Genomic DNA, 20766 nt, shown 5'->3' with positions numbered 1-20766 from the left:
AAAACGAAGTCCTCTCTAGCCAGTCGTTCACAGCCCCTCATTCGCCTTCTTCACCGCTTGCTCCTCAAGATAAAGCTCGGAGCCCATTTCGCGGTATTTCTCCGACATTTCCTTCATGCCTTCCTGGCTGAGCTTTTCGAGGTCCTTTTTCTCGTTGTCGCTCATGCCCGCCGCGTAGTCGCGGACCTCGGCCGTGATCTTCATGGAGCAGAATTTCGGCCCGCACATGGAGCAGAAATGCGCGACCTTGTGCGCCTCTTTCGGCAGGGTCTGGTCGTGATAGTCGCGCGCGGTTTCCGGGTCGAGCGCGAGATTGAACTGATCCTCCCAGCGGAAATCGAAGCGCGCGCGGGAGACGGCGTCGTCCCTGACCTGCGCCGCCGGGTGGCCCTTGGCGAGGTCGGCGGCGTGCGCCGCAAGCTTGTAGGTGATGACGCCGACTTTCACGTCGTCGCGGTCGGGGAGGCCCAGATGCTCCTTCGGCGTGACGTAACACAGCATCGCCGTGCCGAACCAGCCGATCATCGCCGCGCCGATTCCTGACGTAATGTGGTCATAGCCCGGCGCGATATCGGTGGTGAGCGGCCCCAGCGTATAGAACGGCGCCTCGCCGCAGGTTTTCAGCTGCTTGTCCATATTCACTTTGATCTTGTGCATGGGGACGTGGCCCGGCCCCTCGATCATCACCTGACAGCCATGGTCCCAGGCGATTTTCGTCAGTTCACCGAGGGTTTCGAGCTCCGCAAACTGCGCGCGGTCATTGGCGTCCGCGATGGAGCCCGGGCGCAAGCCATCGCCCAGCGAGAAGGAGACGTCATAGCGCCGCATAATCTCGCAGATTTCCGCAAAGTTCGTATAGAGGAACGACTCGCGGTGATGGGCGAGGCACCATTTCGCCATGATCGAGCCGCCGCGCGAGACAATCCCCGTCACGCGGTCGGCGGTGAGATGAATATAGGGAAGCCGCACGCCCGCGTGAATGGTGAAATAATCGACGCCCTGCTCCGCTTGTTCGATCAGCGTGTCGCGATAGACCTCCCACGTTAAATCTTCCGCGACGCCGTTCACTTTCTCCAGCGCCTGATAGATGGGCACCGTGCCGATGGGGACGGGCGAGTTGCGGATGATCCATTCGCGGGTGTTGTGAATGTTGCGGCCCGTGGACAGGTCCATGACATTGTCCGCACCCCAGCGCGTCGCCCAGACCATCTTGTCGACCTCTTCCTCAACGGAAGACGCCACGGCGGAGTTGCCGATATTGGCGTTGATCTTGACGAGGAAGTTGCGGCCGATGATCTGCGGCTCGATCTCCGGGTGGTTGATGTTGGACGGAATGATCGCGCGGCCGCGGGCGATCTCGTCGCGCACAAATTCCGGCGTGATGAAGGGCGGGATCTCGGCGCCGAACGACTCGCCCTGTTCGACGCGGGCCTCCGCACCGTCGAGCATTTGCTTGCGGCCCAAATTTTCGCGGATCGCGACGAACTCCATCTCCTTCGTGATGATCTCGGCTTTGGCGAATTCATATTGCGTGACCGGGCCGGTTCCCGTGCCGCGCAAGGGTCGGTTCCGGATCGGGAATTCGCGCGCCAGATGTTTGCCCGACGCGCCGCCATTGTCTTCGGGCTTCACTTCGCGGCCGTCATATTCCTCTACATGTCCCCGTTCCTTGATCCATGCGGTGCGGGTGCGGGCGAGCCCCTTCTCCACATCAATGGTCACCGCCGGGTCGGTGTAAGGCCCGGAGGTGTCATAGACCGGCACGGGCGGCTCGCCAGCGCTCGAGTGCAGATCGATCTCGCGCACCGGCACGGCGATGTCTTTGTAGATGTCGCCCGACACATAGACCTTGCGCGACGCGGGCAGCGGCCCGGTCGTCACTTCCGGGGTTTTGAAATCGGATTGGGGAATGTGTTTGTTCATTGCGGGCGCTCGCTTTCATATGACAACCGGGTTTTCGGGCGTTGAAAGAGAAAGCAAAGCAATCCGTCCCTACGCCGGTCTTAACCGATCAGGTTCAAAGGGTGCCCGGGTGACAAAACCCGGTCTCAGCAGGTGGCGCCTGCGCCCCTCGGAAGGTTGGCGTATCCCTAGCAAATCGCCGGGGCCGCATCAAGGAAGACGAAAGAGGAGAAACCGGGCGGTTTACACGTTTTCGCTTTTGATCCGCGCGATCAGGGCCGGATCGTTCAGTTCAATCCAGAGGGCGTTGGACGCGGCGATAATCTCGCGGTTTTCGTCGAGCAATACAGACGACGAATAATGCTTGCGGCCTTCCTCGCCCGTCCGCCAGGCTGCGGCAATAAGGCGCTCGCCCGGCGCTGGGCGGCGAGTGATCTCAACGGCGAGACGGCCAAGCAAGGTCATGCGGTCACCGACACGCAACGCATAAGCCGTCGGGCAATCCAACGCCGCCCATAAAAATTCCGGACGCACCAGCCCGTCATCGCCGGCGAGGTCCGCCGCCGGCGTCCAGAAATCCGCATTCACCGGGCTGTCCGGCGCTGCGCCCGAAAAAATCCTGAGGCCGTCGCCGGACGCCCGCTTCGTTCCGCACACAAAGCAATAGGGAATGAGATGCGCGTCGCCGATGGTTTTCAGAAAATCGTCATGCGCCGCCGCGACATCAGCATCGCTCGGCATCGCGGGGGGATCGACACGCACAACCGCCGGTTCGATGGAGGCGATAACCGCGTCGCCTGTGACTGCTTCAAAACCACTTTCCAACTTGCGCAATTCTATCGGCGTATCGAATGGCGGCGGCTTCATCAGCTTTACGGCGGCGGGCCCGTCGATCGCGCGCGCAAAAAGCCCGGCGGAATAGCCGCCATTGCCAGAAGATTTGGGACCGCAAAATCGTTTGTCGATTACGACGCTGCGCACTGCATCACTCATCTCGCTCTCCCGTTATTCGAAACGCGGCGCATCCTCGCGCGTCAGGCGATAGATGAGCAAGGCGGCGCGCGCCGTGGCGTCACGCACCGACGGAATGTCGAGCCATTCTTCCGGCGTGTGGCCGCGCCCGCCCTCGGGCCCGAGCCCGTCCATGGAGGCGCCGACATGGGGTGCGGCGAAGGAAATATCCGCGGCGCCGCGCTTTGACGGATCATTGCCCGCAAGCGCGCCCTGCCCCAAGGCTTCGCTGACGGACGACGCGACAGCCAGCAGCGCCTCATTGCCTTCACTCGGGCTCATCGCGGGATAGCTGTCTTCGAAAGTGATCTCGGCGCCGGTTTGCGGCCGGTGCGCCTCGACAATCTCCCGCATTTTTTCGCGCGCAGCTTCTTTCTGTTCTTCGGAAATGAAGCGCAAGCCGCCATCGACCACCGCCTTCTGCGCCACGACATTGGTCTTGCCAAACGCTGAGCCGCGGGTTGCGTCCATGTCATACTGGACATCAGTGCCGCCAACGATGACGCCGGGGTTGAAGGTCAGATATTCCTCTGCGGCGAGCGTTTCGTAAATTTCATCGAGGATTCGCGCCATCTCGAAAATCGCGCCGGCGCCGACATCTTCGGAAAAGATGCCGCTTGAATGGGCGCGCACGCCGGTCGTCGTGACCGTCCAGCCGGAGGAGCCGCGCCGCGACGTCACCACTTCGCCCTCGCCGCCGCCTTCAAAATTCAGCGCTATATCAACGCGCTTCGCCGCCTTGATGAGCGCCTTACGGGAGATATCGATGGGTTTGCCTGTCATCTCTTCATCGCCGGTCATGATGACGGTGATCGCCGCATCGTTCAGGAGGTCCAGATCGTCAAGCGCCTTCAGCGCGTAGAGCAGGACGATATCGCCGCCTTTCATGTCGACAACACCGGGGCCCGTCGCCACATCGCCGTCGCGGCGCCATTCGAGGAAGTCGCCGTCTTTGGCGAACACGGTGTCGAGGTGACCGATCAGCAAAAGCCGCGCGCCCGCATCGCCTTTTTTCACCGCGTGAAAATGACCGGCGCGGTTGACGTCATCCTGGTCGATCCAGTCGACATCAAACCCCAGCGCCTCAAACGGCTCAACAAAAGCATGCCCAACTTCGCGCACACCTTCATGATTCATTGTGCCGGAATTGATGTTCACAATCTCTTCGAGCATTGCGAGCGAGGCGTCGAAATTTTCCTCAACGCGCGCGACGATCGCCGCTTCGGGTTCGCTCAGCGCGGCGGGCGGTTCTTGCGCAGCGGCGACAAGCGGAAACAGAATGAGGCATAAAACAGCAGCGGTGATTGTTTTCACGGGAATGATGAACTCCTCTGAACGCCGGCGCCAGCAGCATGCCGGTTTCCGCGCAGAATGCAAAGAAGGGAATTTAGTCGACCCAGAGTCCGCGCGACTTATGCCAGTCTTCGATGCTTTCATCCGGATAATGATCGAAAGTCTGGTCATCGCGGCCAATCGCAGGCGTCACCCAAGCCGCCTTGTCTTTCAAAAGGCAATGGACGAGCGAGGGCGGCTTGGGCAAATCACTGTCGATGGCGGAGGCGTGGGGATGCACTAGATCCGGCCAGTTCGGATCGTAGAGCCAGAGCGCCGTTCCGCATTTTTTACAAAAATTGCGCTCGCCCGAGCTTTTTTCGCATACGCCGCCGCGGTCAATGACAGCCTGATAAACGCCGATATGGGTTTTGCCCTTGATCTTCAGCGTTTTGTTGAGCGCGCCAAGATTGATGGCGTAGCCTCCGCCGCCAGCCGTCTTGCGGCAAATGCTGCAATAGCAGCGCTGATAGGGAACGGGCGTGTGGGTGTCGACGGTGAAACTGACGGCGCCGCAGCGGCAACCGCCTTTAAGCGTCAACGGCATGTCAGGCCTCCCTTGCTATGTCAGTCCGGCGATGCTTCGTTTTTTCTGGTCACAATGCCCATGATCGGCCCCATGGCGGCGCCGGGATCATTGCGGTCCAGTTCCGGCGCATAGAGCCGCGAGATACTGCCGTCGAGATAAAGCGCATTGGGGGTCTTCAAGACATCGCGAAAGTAAGACGCGAAATCGTAAAATCTAACGGGAGTGTCGGCCAGCACAAAGAAGACGCCGCCTTCTTCGGTCACGCCGACGCCATTGCGGCGCTTCACGGAATCCGAGTCCGGCAGGAAGCGCGGATGGATGGCGCCATCGATGACCAGCATGGGCCCGGATTGCGTGGCGTAATGTGGCGGCTTGCGTTTGGTCATGAGATAAACGCCGGTTTCATCAACGCCGGCGGCGCCATTTTCGAGCACGTAAAAAACGCCATTCGGTTTCAGATGAAAATTGCCGGGCCCGTCATTTGTATTCACTGGCGCCATATCCTCGCCAGCCTCGCGGTAAAACCCCACGGGCGAACGGTCTTCGTGATACATCCCGGCGTTCATGGCGAAGAGGAGCGTTTCCCCGCGTTCCGCCAGCGCTTCCTTCACCCAGTTGAAATGACCATAGGGTTCGCCGTCAGCGTTGTTGAGGAACAGGCGGATATCATGCGCCGCCGGGTCAAAACGACAGACAACGTAATCGGCGTTTTTGTATTTTACCGCCTCGCATCCCCTGTCAGCGGCGTCTACAGGCGTCGCGCCGCCGATTGCAAGCAGCGCCGCAAGGACCGATACGGGCGACAAGAACGACTTAATGCGCGGCGCCATCACTTAACACTGCGCCGTCGTCAATCGACGCGGTCGCGCCCCAATTTGCAGTCAAGGCGCGTGTCAGCATATGCGCCGTGTCGCGCGGGCCCATGGCGTCAAGACTGCTTTCGGCGAAACCGCTCCATAACCGCTTGCCGTCCTGGAGAATATAGATGGTGACGCGAACGCTTGGCCGGGTTTCTTTTTTATCGGGCGCAGGACCAAGCGCGATGGCGGGCCGCAGGCCGCTCTCTGGCTGTTGCGTACGCACCACCGCCGGGTCACGCGTATCGACGCCGCGCTCTGGCTCAAGCCGAATGCGAGACTGCGGGAAGCCCTCTTTTTTGTCGCCAAAGTTTTTCAGCGATGCAGAATAGGAAATCCGCAGGCCCGTTTCGTCTTGCGCTGAGACCTTGGCGCCGCTTGCCGACAAATAGGACGTAATCTCGCCGCGAACCGCCTCTTCCAGTTCGCTTTCATAATAGTCGGGCATGAAAAACTGCGCATCCGCAGGCAATGGCCCGGATGAAAAGGCGCGAAGCCAGCCGACATGCGTTATGCCAACGCTCGCGGAGCTTGCCGGGAGAGCACCGCCTGCCGCCGCTTCAGCAGCAACGGGGTGCGGGGCCGCATTCAGGACCGCATCGCCGCCCACATCGCCTTGATCGCTTTCCTGAGCGGACGCGCTCACCGCAACGCCAGCGGCGAAGAGAGCAGACGTCGCAACGGCAACGCTGCAAAGTAACGCTTTGCGAAACTCAACTTGAAAAACTGTCATCCTAATGCCGGTCTCCTCATCGCCGCATATGCTTCCAAGATCTGGCGACGAGGAAATCGACGTCGGACCTTCCCCCTGCTCTGAGGCGCAAGATCCAATGCGGCTCCGTCCCTTCGCCGGCATAACCCGGATCAGGTTCACAGGGTGCATCTCAGTCCCATTTGCCCTAGCTTCCTGGCGCACATTGCTCCTGATCCGGATAAGAATCAAAGAGTTGCACGTCGCACAAGCCGTCGTCAATTGGCGACAGGCGGGACGCCCCTCGGAACAGGAATAATCGTGTCCTAAACAGGACAAAAAGGCAAGTTAAATCGGCGCCAATTACAAAGTCACAATGCGTTGCGAAGCGCCCGAAAACACCGCGAAATCCATTCCGGATTTATTCTTCCGTATCGTGATTATTGTCTTCACCCACGTCACTGCGCGCGGCGATGGCGACCGCCTGCGCAATCGCGCTGCGCATGGCGTTCTTGTCATAATTGACCGTAAGACTGTCGATAATATCGCCGGTCTTGCGGTCCACAAGCAATGTAAACCCGGTCGCGCCTTTGAAACGCGGATAGATGTTTTCAAGACCTTCGGCGCGCGCCTGCTCCTCGATGGCGCCGCGCTCACCGAAGGTGAAATCAAGCTCCACGAATTTCACCGGCTGGTCCGCGAAATCCGGCATGACCTCCGCAAGGCGCGGCTTCAGGATCTTGCAGGAAGAACACCATGCCGAAGAAAAAGTCGCGGCGATCACCTCCGGCTCGCGGTCAAGCGTATAGTCAGCGCCGCTCGCGGAATCGCGTCCCGTCAGCGCGAAGACCGCCAGACCGACAACCAAAACGGCTGGAAAAATAAAATTTTTGACCCGCATCCTGAATGATCCTTTTGCCCCATCCTAGTCGGCGCGTCTTTGTCACACCAGACAACTCTTTCTCACGAGTGTGGGAGCTTGCCTAACAACGCCACTGGCGAAAAGATGGCGTGGCGACAGTGAAGGGGATGTAACAGATGCTCCAGAGGCGACAATTCCTGACCGCAGCGGCGCTTTCACCGGCGCTCGGCGCCCTTCCCGCCCGCGCGGCGGACGATCACGCAAGGCCGTTCGCCGCGCCCTATTCGCCGGTCCTGTCCCAGCCCTCGCGGGAAATCCGCACGGTGGTGGGCCTCAGACCCTATCGCAGCAACGGCTTCCGCCTGGAGCATGAACAATTCGGCCGCCGCGACGTCATCCATAATTACGGTCATGGCGGCTGCGGCGTGACGCTCTCCTGGGGCTGCGCGCAGCTCGCGGTCGAACTGGCGGAAACGATCGATGACCGCCGCGCGGCGGTGATCGGCGCGGGCGTCAACGGCCTGACGACGGCGCTGTTGCTGCTTCGCCGCGGCTATCAGGTCAGCGTCTATGGAGCCGCGCTGCCGCCTTACACGACCTCCAACATCGCCGGCGCCTATTGGCATCCGACGACCCTGTTCGACAGCCGTGACGCGATCAGCGATCACTTCACCGGTCAATTTGTGCGCGCGGCGCAGATCGCCCAGCGCAAGTTCCAGCACCTCGCCAACGATCCCCGATATGGCGTCTATTACATGCGGTATCTGGGCCTGCGCGAGGAGCCGCCGATCAGGCCTTACCGCCCCACCCTCGAAGGCGATGAGCTTTATGCGGGACATGCGATTGAGACCGATCCCGAACGCTATTTCGGCTATGGTTATGTGGAGCGCCATCACGCCTTGATGATCGATCCCGACATCTATCTACGCGCCTTGATGCGCGACGTTGAGAATGCGGGCGGTCGCATTGTTCAGAAAAGCTTTAAAACCACGGATGACGTTTTCGATCTCAAGGAAAAACTGATATTCAATTGCACCGGGCTCGGCGCGCGCAACCTGTTCGGCGACGAGACTCTCGGCCCGGCGCGCGGACAATTGACCATGCTGCTGCCGCAACCGGAAGTCGATTACGGCTATGTGCACGGCACGCCGGAAGGCGTCCTTTATATGTTCCCGCGCAAGGGCGCGATCCTGCTCGGCGGCACAGTGGAAATGGGCGACTGGTCGCTGGAGCCAAGCGAGACCGAACGCATCCGCATGCTTGGCGGTCACGCGATGATTGCGCAAAGGATCGCCGAAGCAGCGGCGACGAAAAAGAATTAGTCAGTCCTGAAACGGATCGCGCATCAGGATGACGTCATCGCGCTCCGGGCTGGTCGAGACCAGCGCCACCGGCGTTTCGATCAGCTCCTCGATGCGGCGAACATATTTCACCGCTTCAGCCGGAAGGTCGGCCCATGACCGCGCACGCTCCGTGGAGCCCGACCAGCCTTCCATGACTTCATAGACGGGCTCTGCGCCGGCTTGCGCATCCATGCCCGCGGGCAGGTAATCGACATCCTTGCCGCCGATTTTGTAGCCGACACAGACCTTGATCTCCTCGAAGCCATCGAGGACGTCGAGTTTCGTCAGCGCAATGCCGTCGACGCCGGCGATCTTCAGGGACTGGCGCACAAGACAGGCGTCGAACCAGCCGCACCGCCTTTGACGCCCTGTCACGGTGCCAAACTCATGACCGCGTTCGCCGAGACGCTTGCCGACAGCGTCATGGAGCTCCGTCGGAAACGGGCCCTCGCCGACGCGGGTGGTGTAGGCTTTGACAATGCCGAGCACATAATTGACCGAGCGCGGGCCCATGCCGGAGCCGGTCGCCGCCTGTCCCGCCACGGTGTTCGACGAGGTGACGTAAGGATAAGTGCCGTGATCCACATCGAGGAGCATGCCTTGCGCGCCCTCGAACAAAATCCGCTTTCCGCTCTTGTGCGCCAGATCAAGCTCGCGCCAGACCGGACGAATAAACGGCGTCACTTTCGGCGCAATTTCTTTCAACTGATCCACAAGCGCGCCCGCATCCACCTCCGCAGCGCCAAACCCCCGGCGCAGCGCATTGTGATGGACGAGAAGATTTTCGACTTTCGCCGCCAGCGTGTCGGGATTGGTGAGATCAATCACACGCAGGCCCCGGCGCCCGGCCTTGTCTTCATAGGCGGGGCCGATGCCGCGCTTGGTCGTGCCAATCTTGACGCCGGACGCGGAGCCCTCGCGCATGGCGTCGAGTTCGGAATGCACGGGCAGGATCAGCGTCGCGTTTTCGGCGATCATCAGATTGTCAGGCGTCACATCGACGCCCTGCTCCTTGATGCGGCCAATCTCGGCGAGGAGCGCAAACGGATCGACGACAACCCCGGCGCCGATCACCCCGACGCAGCCCTTGCGGACAACGCCAGAAGGAAGCAGCGAGAGTTTATAAACGGCGCCGTCAATTACGAGCGTATGGCCGGCGTTATGGCCGCCCTGAAAGCGGACGACCACATCGGCCCGGGCCGACAGCCAGTCCACAATCTTGCCCTTGCCCTCGTCGCCCCATTGCGCGCCGACGACCGCCACATCCGCCATATTGGTCTCCGAAATTCCTGATAATGCGGGCGCACCATAGGGCTTTCCGAGGTCCGGTCAACGCAGGAGGCGAGGGTTTGCCAGCCCATGGACTTCGCTGGCAGGATTGCGCGAAAAAGGTGCTGGAACGGCGCGCGAAGGGGCGAGGGCATGACCGTCGAATTGATCAACCTGCTGCAATGGCTGCTCGCTTCGGCGTGTCTGACAGCGGGACTGATTCTCTCGGCGCGGCGGCGCCTGCGCGCCCTCGCGGCGCTTCTGATTCTTTTTTCAGTCCACATGCTTTTCAATGCGCTGGAGGAAACACGCCTCCTGCCAGGCGCAATCCTCGTCACGCCAGCCTTCGGCCTTGTCTATGGGCCGCTGTTTTATATTTTCGTGCGGCGATTAATCTTCGCGGGCGGCCATGGCTGGCGCCGGGTTTATCCCCATTTCATTCCGGCGCTAATCGCCCTTCCCCTCGCCCAGTGGTTTGACTTTATTCATCTCGCAGCGCTGGCGAGCCTTATCACTTATGGCGCGCTGACTGTCCGGCTCATCGGCCGCTACCACGCCGAGACCGCGTCGACCCGCTCCGACGCGGCGTCGATCCGACTGAACTGGATCACACAGGTCTTTGCCGGATTTGCTGCGCTAACCGTGATCGACGCCGTCCGCATGTTCACACGCAGCCTGCAGAGCCCGCTGGCGGAAACACTCTCATATGCCGGTGTGTTGACAGCAGGTGGGGTTCTGATGGGCGCGCTTGTCTGGCGCGCCATCACCCAGCCAGATTATTTCAAGGGACTGGCGGGAAACGAACCCGCCTGTCCCGCCGAAACCACGCCCGATCCCGCCGATGCCCCCCTGTTCCTGACCATTGACGAAAAAATCCGAGCCGATGCGCTTCATCGCCAGCCACATTTGACCCTGTCCGACGTCGCGTCCGTCGCCAATCTGACCGAACGCGACGTCTCCCGCGCGATTAACGCCGGCGCCGGGCGCAGCTTTTGCGATTATATCAACGCATTCCGGGTCAGCGATGTCTGCGCCATGCTGAACGCCCGGCCCGACGCGACAATCCTCGATATCGCCTTTGAAGCGGGCTTCACCTCAAAATCGAGTTTCAATGCTGTCTTCAAGAAAGAATCGGGGGTAACCCCGAGCGAATATCGCCGCCGTAACACCCGAAATCACTGATCTGGACGTCCGAAAACACGTATCTGGACGACGCGCGCGCGCAAGATGGCCAGAAATCTCACCCGAACCAACCTGGGAGAGAACCATGACCATCCATCGCCTTTTCACCGCCGTCGCGATGCTCTTGGCTGGCGCCTGCGCCACGCAAACAGCGCCGCCAGCCGATATCGCCATCCGCAATGTGAACGTCATTCCCATGACGGAAGAAACCATCCTGCAAGACCGGACCGTGCTGATCCGTGATGGCAGGATTTCGGAGATTCAGTCCGGCGTACAAAGCGCCGCTCACGCGCAACAGATCATCGACGGCAATGGCGGTTACCTGATCCCCGGCCTTGCAGACATGCACGCCCATCTGGGGCTCATTCTCCCCTGGGACGGGGACCCTTCCCGCGATCGCAAAGCCCGCGATCTTTGCCTTTATCTGCCGAATGGCGTCACCAAAATTCGCAATATGCGCGGCACACCGGGCGACCTTGAATTGCGCGCCGAGCTGCGGAACGGAACCCTGACTGGTCCGGAGCTTCTTCTTGCTGGACCGTCACTCCATTCAACCTTGCCGGACTCTTTTGGCCCCAAGGTCACCACCGCCGAAGAAGCCGAAGCGATCGTGCGCGCGCAAGCCGCCGCCGGATATGACCTCATCAAGGTTCACAATGCGCTGCCCCAACCGGCCTATGACGCCGTTATCGAAACCGCCGCCGCACTGGACATCCCCGTGGCCGGACATATTCAGCAAGGAAAAAGCGCGGCGGAAAACGCCCGGCTGGGCTCCATCGAACACGCTGAAGAACTCGTGAAGATGTTGGGCGACGGTAAGGATTTCTCCGATGCGCCGGAATTTTTGGACGCGCTGAAAACAAGCGGCGCTTATGTAACGCCGACGCTTGTCGTTTTTGAAACTATCGCCAAATATCTGGACGACACTTCGCTGGCGGCGCTCTATGACGCGCCGGAAACCGCATACGTCTCCGCCTATTGGCGCCGGAACATGTCAGCGGAAAAAAACTTTTTCCGCCAGTCCTTTGGCGAAAATTACGCCTCACAGATCGAAGGGTTGAACGAGCAGTCGGCGCAGCACCGCATAATGACACGACAGCTTAACGACGCCGGCGTTCCGCTACTGCTGGGAACAGACGCCGTGGGGCTTGTGGCGCCAGGATTCTCCACGCATCAGGAATTGATGCTGATGGTCAAAAGCGGGATGACGCCGTACGAGGCTTTGCTGACTGCGACCGTCAATCCCGCCCGCTGGGCGGGGAAGACTGGCGCCGAAGGCGTCATCGTCACAGACGCGAAGGCGGATCTCGTTCTTCTATCAAGCAATCCGCTTGAAAATATCAACGCGACAACCTCAGTCATTGGCGTCATGAAGAGTGGCGAATGGATGGATCGCCCCCGCCTAGACGCCATGCTTGATCAATGCCGAGAGCCCGATGCCGAATAGACGCAACGGGCATTGGCGCTGTCAGAATGACAGCGCCGTCGCCTGGGTCACATGAGGCAGCGCACGAACCTTTTCGAGAACCTCGTCGCTGATCGGATCGTCGACGGCGACGAGCGCGATAGCGCCTTCGCCCGGCCCGGCGCGGCCGAGATTGAAGGTCGCGATATTGACGCCCGCCTCGCCCAGCGTCTTGCCAAGCGCGCCGATAAAGCCTGGCTTGTCCTCATTGGTGGTGTAGAGCATGTGCGGCGCGAATGACGCCTCCATCTCAACGCCCTTGATCTCGACAATGCGCGGCGCGCCGCCAAAGATCGTGCCGGAAACCGTGCGTGTCTGCTGTTCCGTCGTGATCTTGAGGCGAATGATGCTGTCATAAGATTCGGCGTCGTCACAGGTCGTCTCGGAAATTGTCACGCCCCGTTCGCGCGCAATCACCGGCGCATTGACTATGTTCACCTCTGACAGCATGGGCTTCAAAACGCCCGCCACCGCAGACGCCGTCAGCGGTTTCAGATTAAGCGCGGCCACTTCGCCTTCATAAGTCACTTCGATTTGCTTTAGCCCTGTGCGGGTCAGCTGCCCGGCGAACAGGCCGAGTTTTTCCGCGAGCGCAATATAAGGCTTCAGCCGCGGCGCTTCCTCGGCCGTCACCGAGGGAGAGTTGAGCGCATTGGAAACGGCGCCTCGGGTCAAATAATCCGCCATCTGTTCGGCGACCTGGATCGCGACATTTTCCTGCGCTTCCGACGTCGAGGCGCCGAGATGCGGCGTTGCGATGACTTTCGGATGGCCAAACAACGGATGCTCCGTCGCCGGCTCCGTTGCAAACACGTCAAGCGCCGCGCCGGAAAGGTGACCTGCATCGAGAAGGTCTTTCAGCGCGTCTTCGTCGACGAGGCCGCCGCGGGCGCAGTTGACGACATAAGCGCCCTTTTTAAGCTTCGCGAGATTGTCGCGGCTTAAAATGTTGCGCGTCTGGTCCGTTAGCGGCGTGTGCAGCGTGACAATGTCAGCGCGCGACAGCAGCGTATCCAGATCGACTTTTTCGACGCCAAGTTCAATGGCGCGCTCTTCCGTCAGGAAAGGATCAAAGGCGATGACGCGCATTTTCAAACCGACAGCGCGATCGGCGACGATGGAGCCGATATTGCCGCAGCCGATAACGCCAAGGGTTTTGCCGAAGACTTCCGTTCCCATAAAGGCGGATTTTTCCCATTTGCCGAGATGGGTCGAGGCGCTCGCCTGCGGGATCGAACGCACGAGCGAAAACATCATCGCAATCGCGTGCTCTGCCGTCGTGATGGCGTTGCCGTAAGGCGTGTTCATGACAACGATGCCCGCCGCCGTCGCCGCAGGAATGTCGATATTGTCGACGCCAATGCCGGCGCGGCCGATGACTTTGAGATTTTTGCCGGCTTCGATGATCGCCGCTGTCGCCTTAGTGGCGGAGCGCACGGCAAGACCGTCATACTGGCCGATCACGGACAGAAGCTTTTCCTTGTCCTTGCCGAGCGACGGTTCGAAATCGACGTCGACGCCGCGCTCCCTGAAAATATTGACGGCGGTTTCGCTCAGCTTGTCGGAAACGAGAACTTTAGGCATGGGGATTCCCCGATCTGAATTTGAATAAGAAAACTAAAGGGCGGATTTGGCTTCGGCGAAGGCCCAGTCGAGCCAGGGGCCGAGCGCTTTGATATCCGCGGTTTCAACGGTGGCGCCGCACCAGATGCGAAGACCCGGCGGCGCGTCGCGATAACCGCCAATGTCATAGGCGGCGCCCTTTTCCTCGAGGCGCTTTTCCATGGACTTGACGAAAGCGCGCTGTCCGGCGTCGTCGAACTTCATGATGTCCGGATCGACAATCTTCAAACACACGGAGGTGTTGGAGCGAATGCCGGGATTGGCGCAAAGATAATCAATCCATGGCGCGCTTTCGGCCCAGTCATGAAGGGCGGCGGCGTTGGCGTCGGCGCGGGCGTGCAGCGCCTCAAGCCCGCCAAGGCTTTCCGCCCATTTCAAGGCGTCGATATAATCTTCGACACAGAGCATGGACGGCGTGTTGATGGTCGCGCCGGTGAAAATGTCTTCATTGAGCTTGCCGCCCTTCACCATGCGGAAGAGTTTCGGCATGGGCCAAGCGGGTGTGTAACTTTCAAGGCGTTCAACCGCGCGCGGCGACAGAATGAGGACGCCATGCGCGCCCTCCCCGCCCAGCACTTTCTGCCAGGAATAGGTGACGACATCGAGTTTCGGCCAGTCGAGCGCCTGCGCGAAGATCGCCGAGGTCGCGTCGCAAATCGTCACGCCTGCGCGGTCCGCCGAAATCCAGTCGGCGTTTGGCGCGCGCACGCCCGACGTGGTGCCGTTCCAGGTGAACACGACATCATGGGCCGGATCGACGGCGGAAAGGTCCGCGATCTCGCCGTAAGGCGCTTTCAGGATGTTTGCATCGAGTTTGAGCTGTTTCACCACATCGGTGATCCAGCCTTCGCCGAAACTTTCCCAGGCGAGCATATCCACAGGCCGTGCGCCCAGCATGGACCACATGGCCATCTCGACAGCGCCAGTGTCTGATGCGGGCACAATGCCGATGCGGTAATCATCGGGCACGCCTAACAAGGCGCGGGTGCGGTCGATCGCCTCTTTAAGGCGCGCCTTGCCGACTTTTGACCGGTGCGAACGTCCGAGCGTGTCGGTGCTGAAATTTTGGGGAGACCATCCGGGGCGCTTGGCGCAGGGGCCGGACGAAAAATGCGGGCGCGCTGGACGCACCGCTGGCGTGGTTTCTGGCATGTTTTACTCCATCCTTCCAGATGGCTCGCGCCCCGTTGGGGAGGCGTGGCCCGCGCCCGCCTTCGCATGGAAAGGGCGCCAGCGTCAAATCATAAAATTTTTTGTAGCGAAGAGATTTTCTCCCTTGCGCGAAACAGCCCCCGCCGATAGCGCGGATATTAATGGCTCGTAAACACATCACCCCGGCCGAGGCGACCCTGTTCGACTGGGCGCTGCTCGCCCTGATCGTCGCCTTTGGCGGTTCTTCCTTCGCCTTTATCCGCAAGGCCGTAGAGACAGCGCCGCCGGCTGTGGTCGCCGCCGGGCGGCTCTGGGTCGCCGCCATCCTCGTTTACCTTCTTATGCGCGCCGCCGGACGGCGCCTGCCGCCCTTATTGATCCGTAGCGGGAGCAACTGGCGCATCCGCCGCTCCTGGCTGTGGATGATCGCCGTCGGGGCGAGCGGCAATGTGTTGCCGTTCTATCTCTTCCCCTGGGCGCAGCAGCATGTGGAGAGCGGCCTCGCTGGCGTTTACATGGCGTTCATGCCGATCTGGACGGTCGGCCTCGCCTATTTTTTCGCGGGCGAGCATCTGACCGGGCGCAAGCTCGCCGGTTTTGCACTCGGCTTTCTGGGGGTGATTTTGTTAATGGGGCCAGACGCGGTCAAAGGCGCCCTGACAAGCAGTTTTCTGGCGCAGGCGGGGCTGTTGCTGGCGACGCTGCTTTACGCTGTCTCCGCGGTGCTCTCGCGCCGGGCGCCGCCGATCCGGCCGCGGGTTTTCGCCTCCGGCATGCTGATCGTCGCTGCGATCATGGCCGTCCCGGCGCTCTTTTTTACGGACCTCAAACAAGAGCAATGGAGCGCCGCCAGCCTGTGGAGCATCGTTTTTCTCGGCGTCTTTCCGACCGGCATTAACGGGGTTCTCATCATCATGCTGATCCGGCGCGCCGGCGCCGGCTTCATGGCGCTGTCGAATTACATCACCCCGCTCTGGGCGGTTGGCCTTGGGGCGATCATGTATCACGAACGGCTCGAACTGAACGCGCTGATCGCACTCGCCATCATTCTCATGGGCCTCGCCGTCAGCCAACGCTCACCCTTCAGCAAAAAGCGAACGGGCGCGATTGAAGCGGGCGACGGTCTCGCCGGAGAGCTTGCGCCCATGATTGAACGGGCGGACGAGAAAGTCAGATAAAAATCTGACCCTTCTGCACAAAGACCGCATCGCCGCCGATGCGCACCGACTGAACGGCGCCGTTTTCGACGGCGACCGTCGCGATAATCCGGCTCGGGCGGCCCATCTCAAAGCCCTGCTCGATCACCCAGCGATGAACGCCGTCTTCGATCGTCTCGCTACGGATGATTTGTCCCGGGAAACCCGCCGCAGCACTGCCGGTCGCCGGGTCTTCGGCGATGCCGGCATTCGGCGCGAACATGCGCGCATGGTACGAAGCATCCGCCGCCTCGCCGCCTTTCGCATAAAGATAGACGCCAATGACATTATCCAGTTTCAGCGCGTCCCAGGCGGCGCTGTTGACTTTCGCAGACCGCACCGCATCCAGCGTGGCGCAGACATAAAGATAATCGACCCCGGCGCCGCAAAGGCGCGGCGCTTTCGCGCCTTGCTGGACGGCGTCTTCAGAAATCGAAAGCGCCGCCGCAATGTCCTTGATCGATGGCGCGGCGCCGGTTTCTGTGGGCAGGTTCGGGTTTTGAAATTCTGCAAAACCGTTTTCACTTGCGGCTTCCACCGTCACCGGGAAAACGCCGGTATTCAGTTCCAGCCGAATCTCACCTTTCAGGCCCCGCGCGCGCGCGATTGCAATCGCCGTTCCGACTGTCGGATGGCCCGCAAACGGCATCTCATAGCCGAGGGTAAAAATCCTCACGCGCGCTGTGTTTTCAGGATTTTCCGGCGGCAACACAAAGGTTGTTTCGGAGAGATTGAACTCACGGGTGACGGTCAGCATCTCTTCCGTCGACAGGCCGCGCGCATCCATCAGGACGGCGAGCTGGTTGCCGGTGAATTTTTTGTCTGTGAAAACATCGAGCGTCACGAAATCATAGGCGGTCATGGCCGTCTCCTTTTTCTTTCGCTCGCCTATCCTACTGGCGCGCGCCACATACAAGCCAGAATTTCTTCAAGGCGTGATAGGCGCGCTAGCGCCGGCTAGTCCTCACACGGATGCGCGTGATTGAGCGGTCCGTTTCCACCACCGAAACCCGGCGCTGTTGCAATCGCCTTGTGCACATAATCGACGGCGCGCTTCACCGCTGTTTGCAGCGGCATTCCTTGCGCCAGCCCGGTCGCAATTGCAGACGCGAGCGTGCAACCAGTGCCATGGGTTGATGTGGTTTCAATTCGGGGATTTGAAAAAATGCGCGCGCCCGAAGCGGAAACCAGCGCATCCTCGACAGTATCGCCTTTCATATGACCGCCTTTGACGAGCGCCGCTTTGGCGCCGCGCGCAACCAGCGCCTCGCCCGCCGCGATCATTCCATCGCGATCCTTTATCGCCATCCCGGTCAGCGCGCACGCTTCGTCCGTATTCGGTGTAATGACCGCCGCGAGCGGCGCGAGCCGGTCTCGAATAAACGCGGCGACGCCGTCCTTCGCCAGCGCATCGCCGCTGGTCGCGATAAGAACGGGATCGAGCACGACAGGAACGGCCGAATATTTTTTTAGCGCCGTTTCAATGACCGCCGCCGTTTCAACATCGCCAATCATGCCGATCTTGATGGAGTCGGCGCCGATATCGCTCATCACCGCCTCGATCTGCGCGGCGATCACGTCTGGCGCAACGGCGTGAACAGCGGTGACGCCTTTGGTGTTCTGCACGGTCAGTGCAGTAATCGCGCTCGCCGCATAGCCGCCAAGCGCCGTCACCGTCTTGATGTCGGCCTGAATGCCGGCGCCGCCCGATGGGTCCGACCCGGCGATGATGAGCACGCGGCCTTTCATTTGTATCCTTTCTTCCGCCGCAACATACACACGAACGCCCCATGGTTTTCAAACATGCGCCCGAATTGCGCAATATCCGCTCTTTCATCTTCGGGCTGGGGCGCTTTCGGAGAGAGACCAGTTTCATGACCAACAGCCTAATCTGGACAGGCCTTGCCTGCTGTCTTGCCGCGCTCGGGCTTCAGCTTTTCCCGGACCTCGCCTTCCGCATCGGCGCAGAGCCCGCCGCCGCCTGGCTCGTTTTCGGATTTGGCGTCTTTTTGATGCTGATCGCCGCGATGATGGCTTCCGGCGCGCGCCGGACAGGCGGAAAAGCGGATTGACAGGGCAAGGCTCACGGCGTTATGTCCCGCGCCGGGTGAAGGCCCCTGCCGCTCGCGAGCGATAAGCTTTGGTGAAGTCCTTCGATACTGCACTGGTCAGCCACGCTTTCGAGCCACGCGGACTGATGGCAATGCGAGCCCCATCTGAGATTTCCGCATGGCGAAAGACGAGGTCTGCCATGACAACACCTGCTATTCCGTCTCTGGATGCGTTGAAACAACAGGCGAAGCGCCTGCGCGCCGGACTTGATGAAGACGGCGATTTTCTAACCCACAGTGAAAGCCTTGAACTGGTGGCGAAGCAATATGGCTTTCGCGACTGGAACACATTGCACGCCGCTATCGGCAACCGCCCGCCGATCAAGCGCTTCCAGCTCGGCTCGCGCGTTAAGGGCCGTTATCTCGGCCAGGACTTTACGGGCGAAATCATCGCCATCAGGTCCATGCCGCCGGATCATTTGCGTATCGTCCTCAAGTTCGATGAACCCGTTGACGTTGTGACATTCGACAGCTTTTCCGCCTATCGAAGCCGCGTTTCCGTCACGGTCAATCGGGAAGGCGTAACGGCGGAGAAAACCTCCGACGGAGCGCCGCAGCTTGTGATGGAGGCGCTGTGATGACAGCTTCAAACAGCGAAACGCTGCGCCGCTTCATTGACGCCGTCTGGAACAAGGGCGAGCTTGACGCCATTGAGGGTTTTCTCGCTCCCGCCTATGCGATCCGCCACGATCCCGGCGATCCCTGGGACGGGAAAACCCTCGATGCGGCGGGGCTGAGGGAACGCATCCGTATTTCCCGCGCGCCCTTTCCCGACCAGCGCTTCACCATCCTCAATTGCTTTGAGGACGGCGATCAGGTTGCAATTTTCTGGACCTGGGAAGCGACGCATCAAGGCGACATTCCGGGCTTTCCCGCGTCCGGAAAATCCATCGCCATGTCCGGCGCAACGATCTATTCCTTCGAAGACGGAAAGATCGCCGGGCACTGGCAAGTCGCCGACCGGCTCGGCGTCATGCAGCAGCTTGCACAACGATGAGAAAAAAATCAGGACGCTTTTTTAAATTGCGCTTCTGAAAGCGATGCGGTTGAGCCCGCATTGTCTACAAGCCCGAGATGCAAGGGCTGGCCGGTGCGGCGGCTGACTATGGCCGCCGCCTGCGCTTCGGCGAGGATATGTTTCTGGCCCCATTGCATGAGCGCCATCAGCGGCAGCGCCAGATCGACGCCCTTGGAGGTGAGCACATATTGATGACGCGTGCGCTGGCCCGCCTGCTTGTAGGCGCGGCGGCGCAAGACCCCGCCTTCGACAAGTTTTTTAAGCCGGTTCGACAGCACCGTGCGCGGCATGCCGAGGCCGGTCTGCAGCTCGTCAAAACGCGTCACGCCATAAAGCGCCGAACGGATAATGAGCAGCGTCCAGCGGTCCCCGACAAGTTCGATCGCCGCGGCGAGGCCGCAATGGTCCAGCGGCGGCGCGCCGTCACTGGCCTCGGGTTTGTCATGGGTGAACGCCATGGGCGAATCGTTAAGGTGATTTGCAGCCAGTGCGCAATCTTATCGGCGCTCCTTCACCAGCCCCGATCACGCGCCCTCTCACACAGATGTGTGGGGATGGGGAGAACAGGGCCGTTTTTTGACCGGAAATCGCGCCATTCTCGCCCCAATTCCCGTTCATTTAAGGCTTCATCGACATCCGGCTGGGGAAAGCACGGAGAGCGACATGAAACGATTGATGAAACCGCTGATCGCTGGCGCGTTGGGGCTCGCCGCCCTCGGTGCGGGGGCAGCCTGGGCGAAACCCGCCTATTGCAGCCACGATCACGACCACCGCAGCCACGCTGCGGATTATTACGATTACTATTCGGCGGACAGATATTCACGCGCCGGCGCCTATCGCAATTCGGGCGTCAGCTTTTCCATCACCTTCGGCGACAATGACCGTTATGACGGGCGCCGCGGCTATGACCATGATCGCGACTATGATCGACGCCATGACTATGGCCGCCGCAACGGCTATCGCGGCCGCGAGGGCCGGATCGTAAACCGCGAAGTCTTCGACACGCGCTATCGCGCGCGCATCATCCTGACCGAAGAGATCGTGCGCACACGCCGCGGTCCGCGCCTGATATGCACTGTGGACGCCCGCGGCCCGCAAGCGCGTTATGTGCCTAATAAACGTCTCCGCAAAATCGCGCGCCATGAATGTTCGCGCCGCGCGGAGGTGCGCATCGTCACCTAAACTATCTTTGAGTGGCGTAAAACAAACCCGCCGGCATGCGT

General features: G+C 60.6%; 21 protein-coding genes and 1 riboswitch. Of the genes, 8 read left to right on the top strand and 13 right to left on the bottom strand.

What is annotated here, in order from left to right; genetic code table 11:
* Window positions 1-27 precede the first annotated feature (27 nt).
* The 7 genes from thiC to ACFOOP_RS07560 form a co-directional block, all read right to left on the bottom strand.
* The gene (gene thiC, locus ACFOOP_RS07590; RefSeq protein ID WP_379880294.1) at window positions 28-1923 is read right to left on the bottom strand and encodes a phosphomethylpyrimidine synthase ThiC; all 1896 of its coding nucleotides are present in this window, start codon (window positions 1921-1923) and stop codon (window positions 28-30) included.
* A gap of 49 nt (window positions 1924-1972) precedes the next feature.
* A riboswitch (TPP riboswitch) is annotated at window positions 1973-2082 on the bottom strand.
* 63 nt (window positions 2083-2145) lie between these two features.
* Window positions 2146-2895: a hypothetical protein gene (locus tag ACFOOP_RS07585; RefSeq protein ID WP_379880293.1), complete on the bottom strand. Its 750-nt coding sequence runs from the start codon at window positions 2893-2895 to the stop codon at window positions 2146-2148.
* 12 nt (window positions 2896-2907) lie between these two features.
* The gene (locus ACFOOP_RS07580; protein WP_379880292.1) at window positions 2908-4227 is read right to left on the bottom strand and encodes a M20/M25/M40 family metallo-hydrolase; all 1320 of its coding nucleotides are present in this window, start codon (window positions 4225-4227) and stop codon (window positions 2908-2910) included.
* A gap of 73 nt (window positions 4228-4300) precedes the next feature.
* Complete coding sequence (locus ACFOOP_RS07575; RefSeq protein ID WP_379880291.1) at window positions 4301-4792, bottom strand: GFA family protein; 492 nt, start codon at window positions 4790-4792, stop codon at window positions 4301-4303.
* Between the two features lie 20 nt (window positions 4793-4812).
* Window positions 4813-5604 (bottom strand): phosphodiester glycosidase family protein, encoded by a 792-nt coding sequence (locus ACFOOP_RS07570; RefSeq protein ID WP_379880290.1) that lies wholly within the window; start codon window positions 5602-5604, stop codon window positions 4813-4815.
* Window positions 5588-6364: a hypothetical protein gene (locus ACFOOP_RS07565; protein WP_379880289.1), complete on the bottom strand. Its 777-nt coding sequence runs from the start codon at window positions 6362-6364 to the stop codon at window positions 5588-5590. The genes ACFOOP_RS07570 and ACFOOP_RS07565 overlap by 17 nt, the downstream gene beginning before the upstream one ends.
* Before the next feature lie 379 nt (window positions 6365-6743).
* A complete protein-coding gene (locus ACFOOP_RS07560) occupies window positions 6744-7223 on the bottom strand; it encodes a thioredoxin domain-containing protein (protein ID WP_379880288.1) in 480 nt (159 codons plus the stop codon).
* Between the two features lie 137 nt (window positions 7224-7360).
* Here ACFOOP_RS07560 and ACFOOP_RS07555 point away from each other — a divergent pair, with 137 nt between their 5' ends.
* Window positions 7361-8506 (top strand): FAD-dependent oxidoreductase, encoded by a 1146-nt coding sequence (locus ACFOOP_RS07555; RefSeq protein WP_379880287.1) that lies wholly within the window; start codon window positions 7361-7363, stop codon window positions 8504-8506.
* Here the strand turns inward: ACFOOP_RS07555 and ACFOOP_RS07550 are convergent, their stop codons facing one another.
* Window positions 8507-9799: an adenylosuccinate synthase gene (locus ACFOOP_RS07550; protein WP_379880285.1), complete on the bottom strand. Its 1293-nt coding sequence runs from the start codon at window positions 9797-9799 to the stop codon at window positions 8507-8509.
* A gap of 150 nt (window positions 9800-9949) precedes the next feature.
* On the opposite strand from ACFOOP_RS07550, the gene ACFOOP_RS07545 reads away from it, so the two are divergent.
* Complete coding sequence (locus tag ACFOOP_RS07545) at window positions 9950-10978, top strand: helix-turn-helix domain-containing protein (RefSeq protein WP_379880283.1); 1029 nt, start codon at window positions 9950-9952, stop codon at window positions 10976-10978.
* 85 nt (window positions 10979-11063) lie between these two features.
* A complete protein-coding gene (locus ACFOOP_RS07540) occupies window positions 11064-12425 on the top strand; it encodes an amidohydrolase family protein (protein ID WP_379880282.1) in 1362 nt (453 codons plus the stop codon).
* A 21-nt stretch (window positions 12426-12446) separates the two neighbouring features.
* On the opposite strand, the gene serA is transcribed toward ACFOOP_RS07540, so the two are convergent.
* Window positions 12447-14033 carry a phosphoglycerate dehydrogenase gene (serA, locus tag ACFOOP_RS07535; protein ID WP_379881536.1) on the bottom strand — a complete coding sequence of 529 codons (1587 nt, stop codon included), beginning with the start codon at window positions 14031-14033 and terminating at the stop codon, window positions 12447-12449.
* Between the two features lie 27 nt (window positions 14034-14060).
* Window positions 14061-15218, bottom strand: coding sequence for a phosphoserine transaminase (locus ACFOOP_RS07530; protein WP_379880281.1), 1158 nt, complete (start codon window positions 15216-15218; stop codon window positions 14061-14063).
* Between the two features lie 161 nt (window positions 15219-15379).
* Between ACFOOP_RS07530 and ACFOOP_RS07525 the strand changes: the two genes are divergently transcribed.
* Window positions 15380-16396 (top strand): DMT family transporter, encoded by a 1017-nt coding sequence (locus tag ACFOOP_RS07525; protein WP_379880280.1) that lies wholly within the window; start codon window positions 15380-15382, stop codon window positions 16394-16396.
* Here the strand turns inward: ACFOOP_RS07525 and ACFOOP_RS07520 are convergent.
* Together ACFOOP_RS07520 and thiD are read right to left on the bottom strand one after the other, a co-directional pair.
* Window positions 16389-17276 carry a PhzF family phenazine biosynthesis protein gene (locus ACFOOP_RS07520; protein ID WP_379880279.1) on the bottom strand — a complete coding sequence of 296 codons (888 nt, stop codon included), beginning with the start codon at window positions 17274-17276 and terminating at the stop codon, window positions 16389-16391. The two genes, ACFOOP_RS07525 and ACFOOP_RS07520, sit on opposite strands and share 8 nt — an antisense overlap.
* A gap of 95 nt (window positions 17277-17371) precedes the next feature.
* Window positions 17372-18163 carry a bifunctional hydroxymethylpyrimidine kinase/phosphomethylpyrimidine kinase gene (gene thiD, locus ACFOOP_RS07515; protein WP_379880278.1) on the bottom strand — a complete coding sequence of 264 codons (792 nt, stop codon included), beginning with the start codon at window positions 18161-18163 and terminating at the stop codon, window positions 17372-17374.
* Window positions 18164-18288: 125 nt separating this feature from the next.
* Here thiD and ACFOOP_RS07510 point away from each other — a divergent pair, with 125 nt between their 5' ends.
* The 3 genes from ACFOOP_RS07510 (at window position 18289) to ACFOOP_RS07500 (ending at window position 19522) form a co-directional block, all read left to right on the top strand.
* Window positions 18289-18486, top strand: coding sequence for a hypothetical protein (locus ACFOOP_RS07510; protein ID WP_379880277.1), 198 nt, complete (start codon window positions 18289-18291; stop codon window positions 18484-18486).
* A 179-nt stretch (window positions 18487-18665) separates the two neighbouring features.
* Entirely contained in the window at window positions 18666-19103 is a 438-nt protein-coding gene (locus ACFOOP_RS07505; RefSeq protein ID WP_379880276.1) for a glyoxalase superfamily protein, read from the top strand.
* Window positions 19103-19522 (top strand): ester cyclase, encoded by a 420-nt coding sequence (locus ACFOOP_RS07500; protein ID WP_379880275.1) that lies wholly within the window; start codon window positions 19103-19105, stop codon window positions 19520-19522. The genes ACFOOP_RS07505 and ACFOOP_RS07500 overlap by 1 nt, the downstream gene beginning before the upstream one ends.
* 8 nt (window positions 19523-19530) lie before the next feature.
* On the opposite strand, the gene ACFOOP_RS07495 is transcribed toward ACFOOP_RS07500, so the two are convergent.
* A complete protein-coding gene (locus ACFOOP_RS07495; protein WP_379880274.1) occupies window positions 19531-20001 on the bottom strand; it encodes a winged helix-turn-helix transcriptional regulator in 471 nt (156 codons plus the stop codon).
* Window positions 20002-20206: 205 nt separating this feature from the next.
* Between ACFOOP_RS07495 and ACFOOP_RS07490 the strand changes: the two genes are divergently transcribed.
* A complete protein-coding gene (locus tag ACFOOP_RS07490) occupies window positions 20207-20725 on the top strand; it encodes a hypothetical protein (RefSeq protein ID WP_379880273.1) in 519 nt (172 codons plus the stop codon).
* Window positions 20726-20766: the final 41 nt, after the last annotated feature.

Origin of the sequence: Hyphococcus aureus, from assembly GCF_042643165.1 — a bacterium.
Lineage (GTDB): Bacteria > Pseudomonadota > Alphaproteobacteria > Caulobacterales > Parvularculaceae > Hyphococcus > Hyphococcus aureus.
This window is presented reverse-complemented; position numbering and strand designations above follow the sequence as displayed.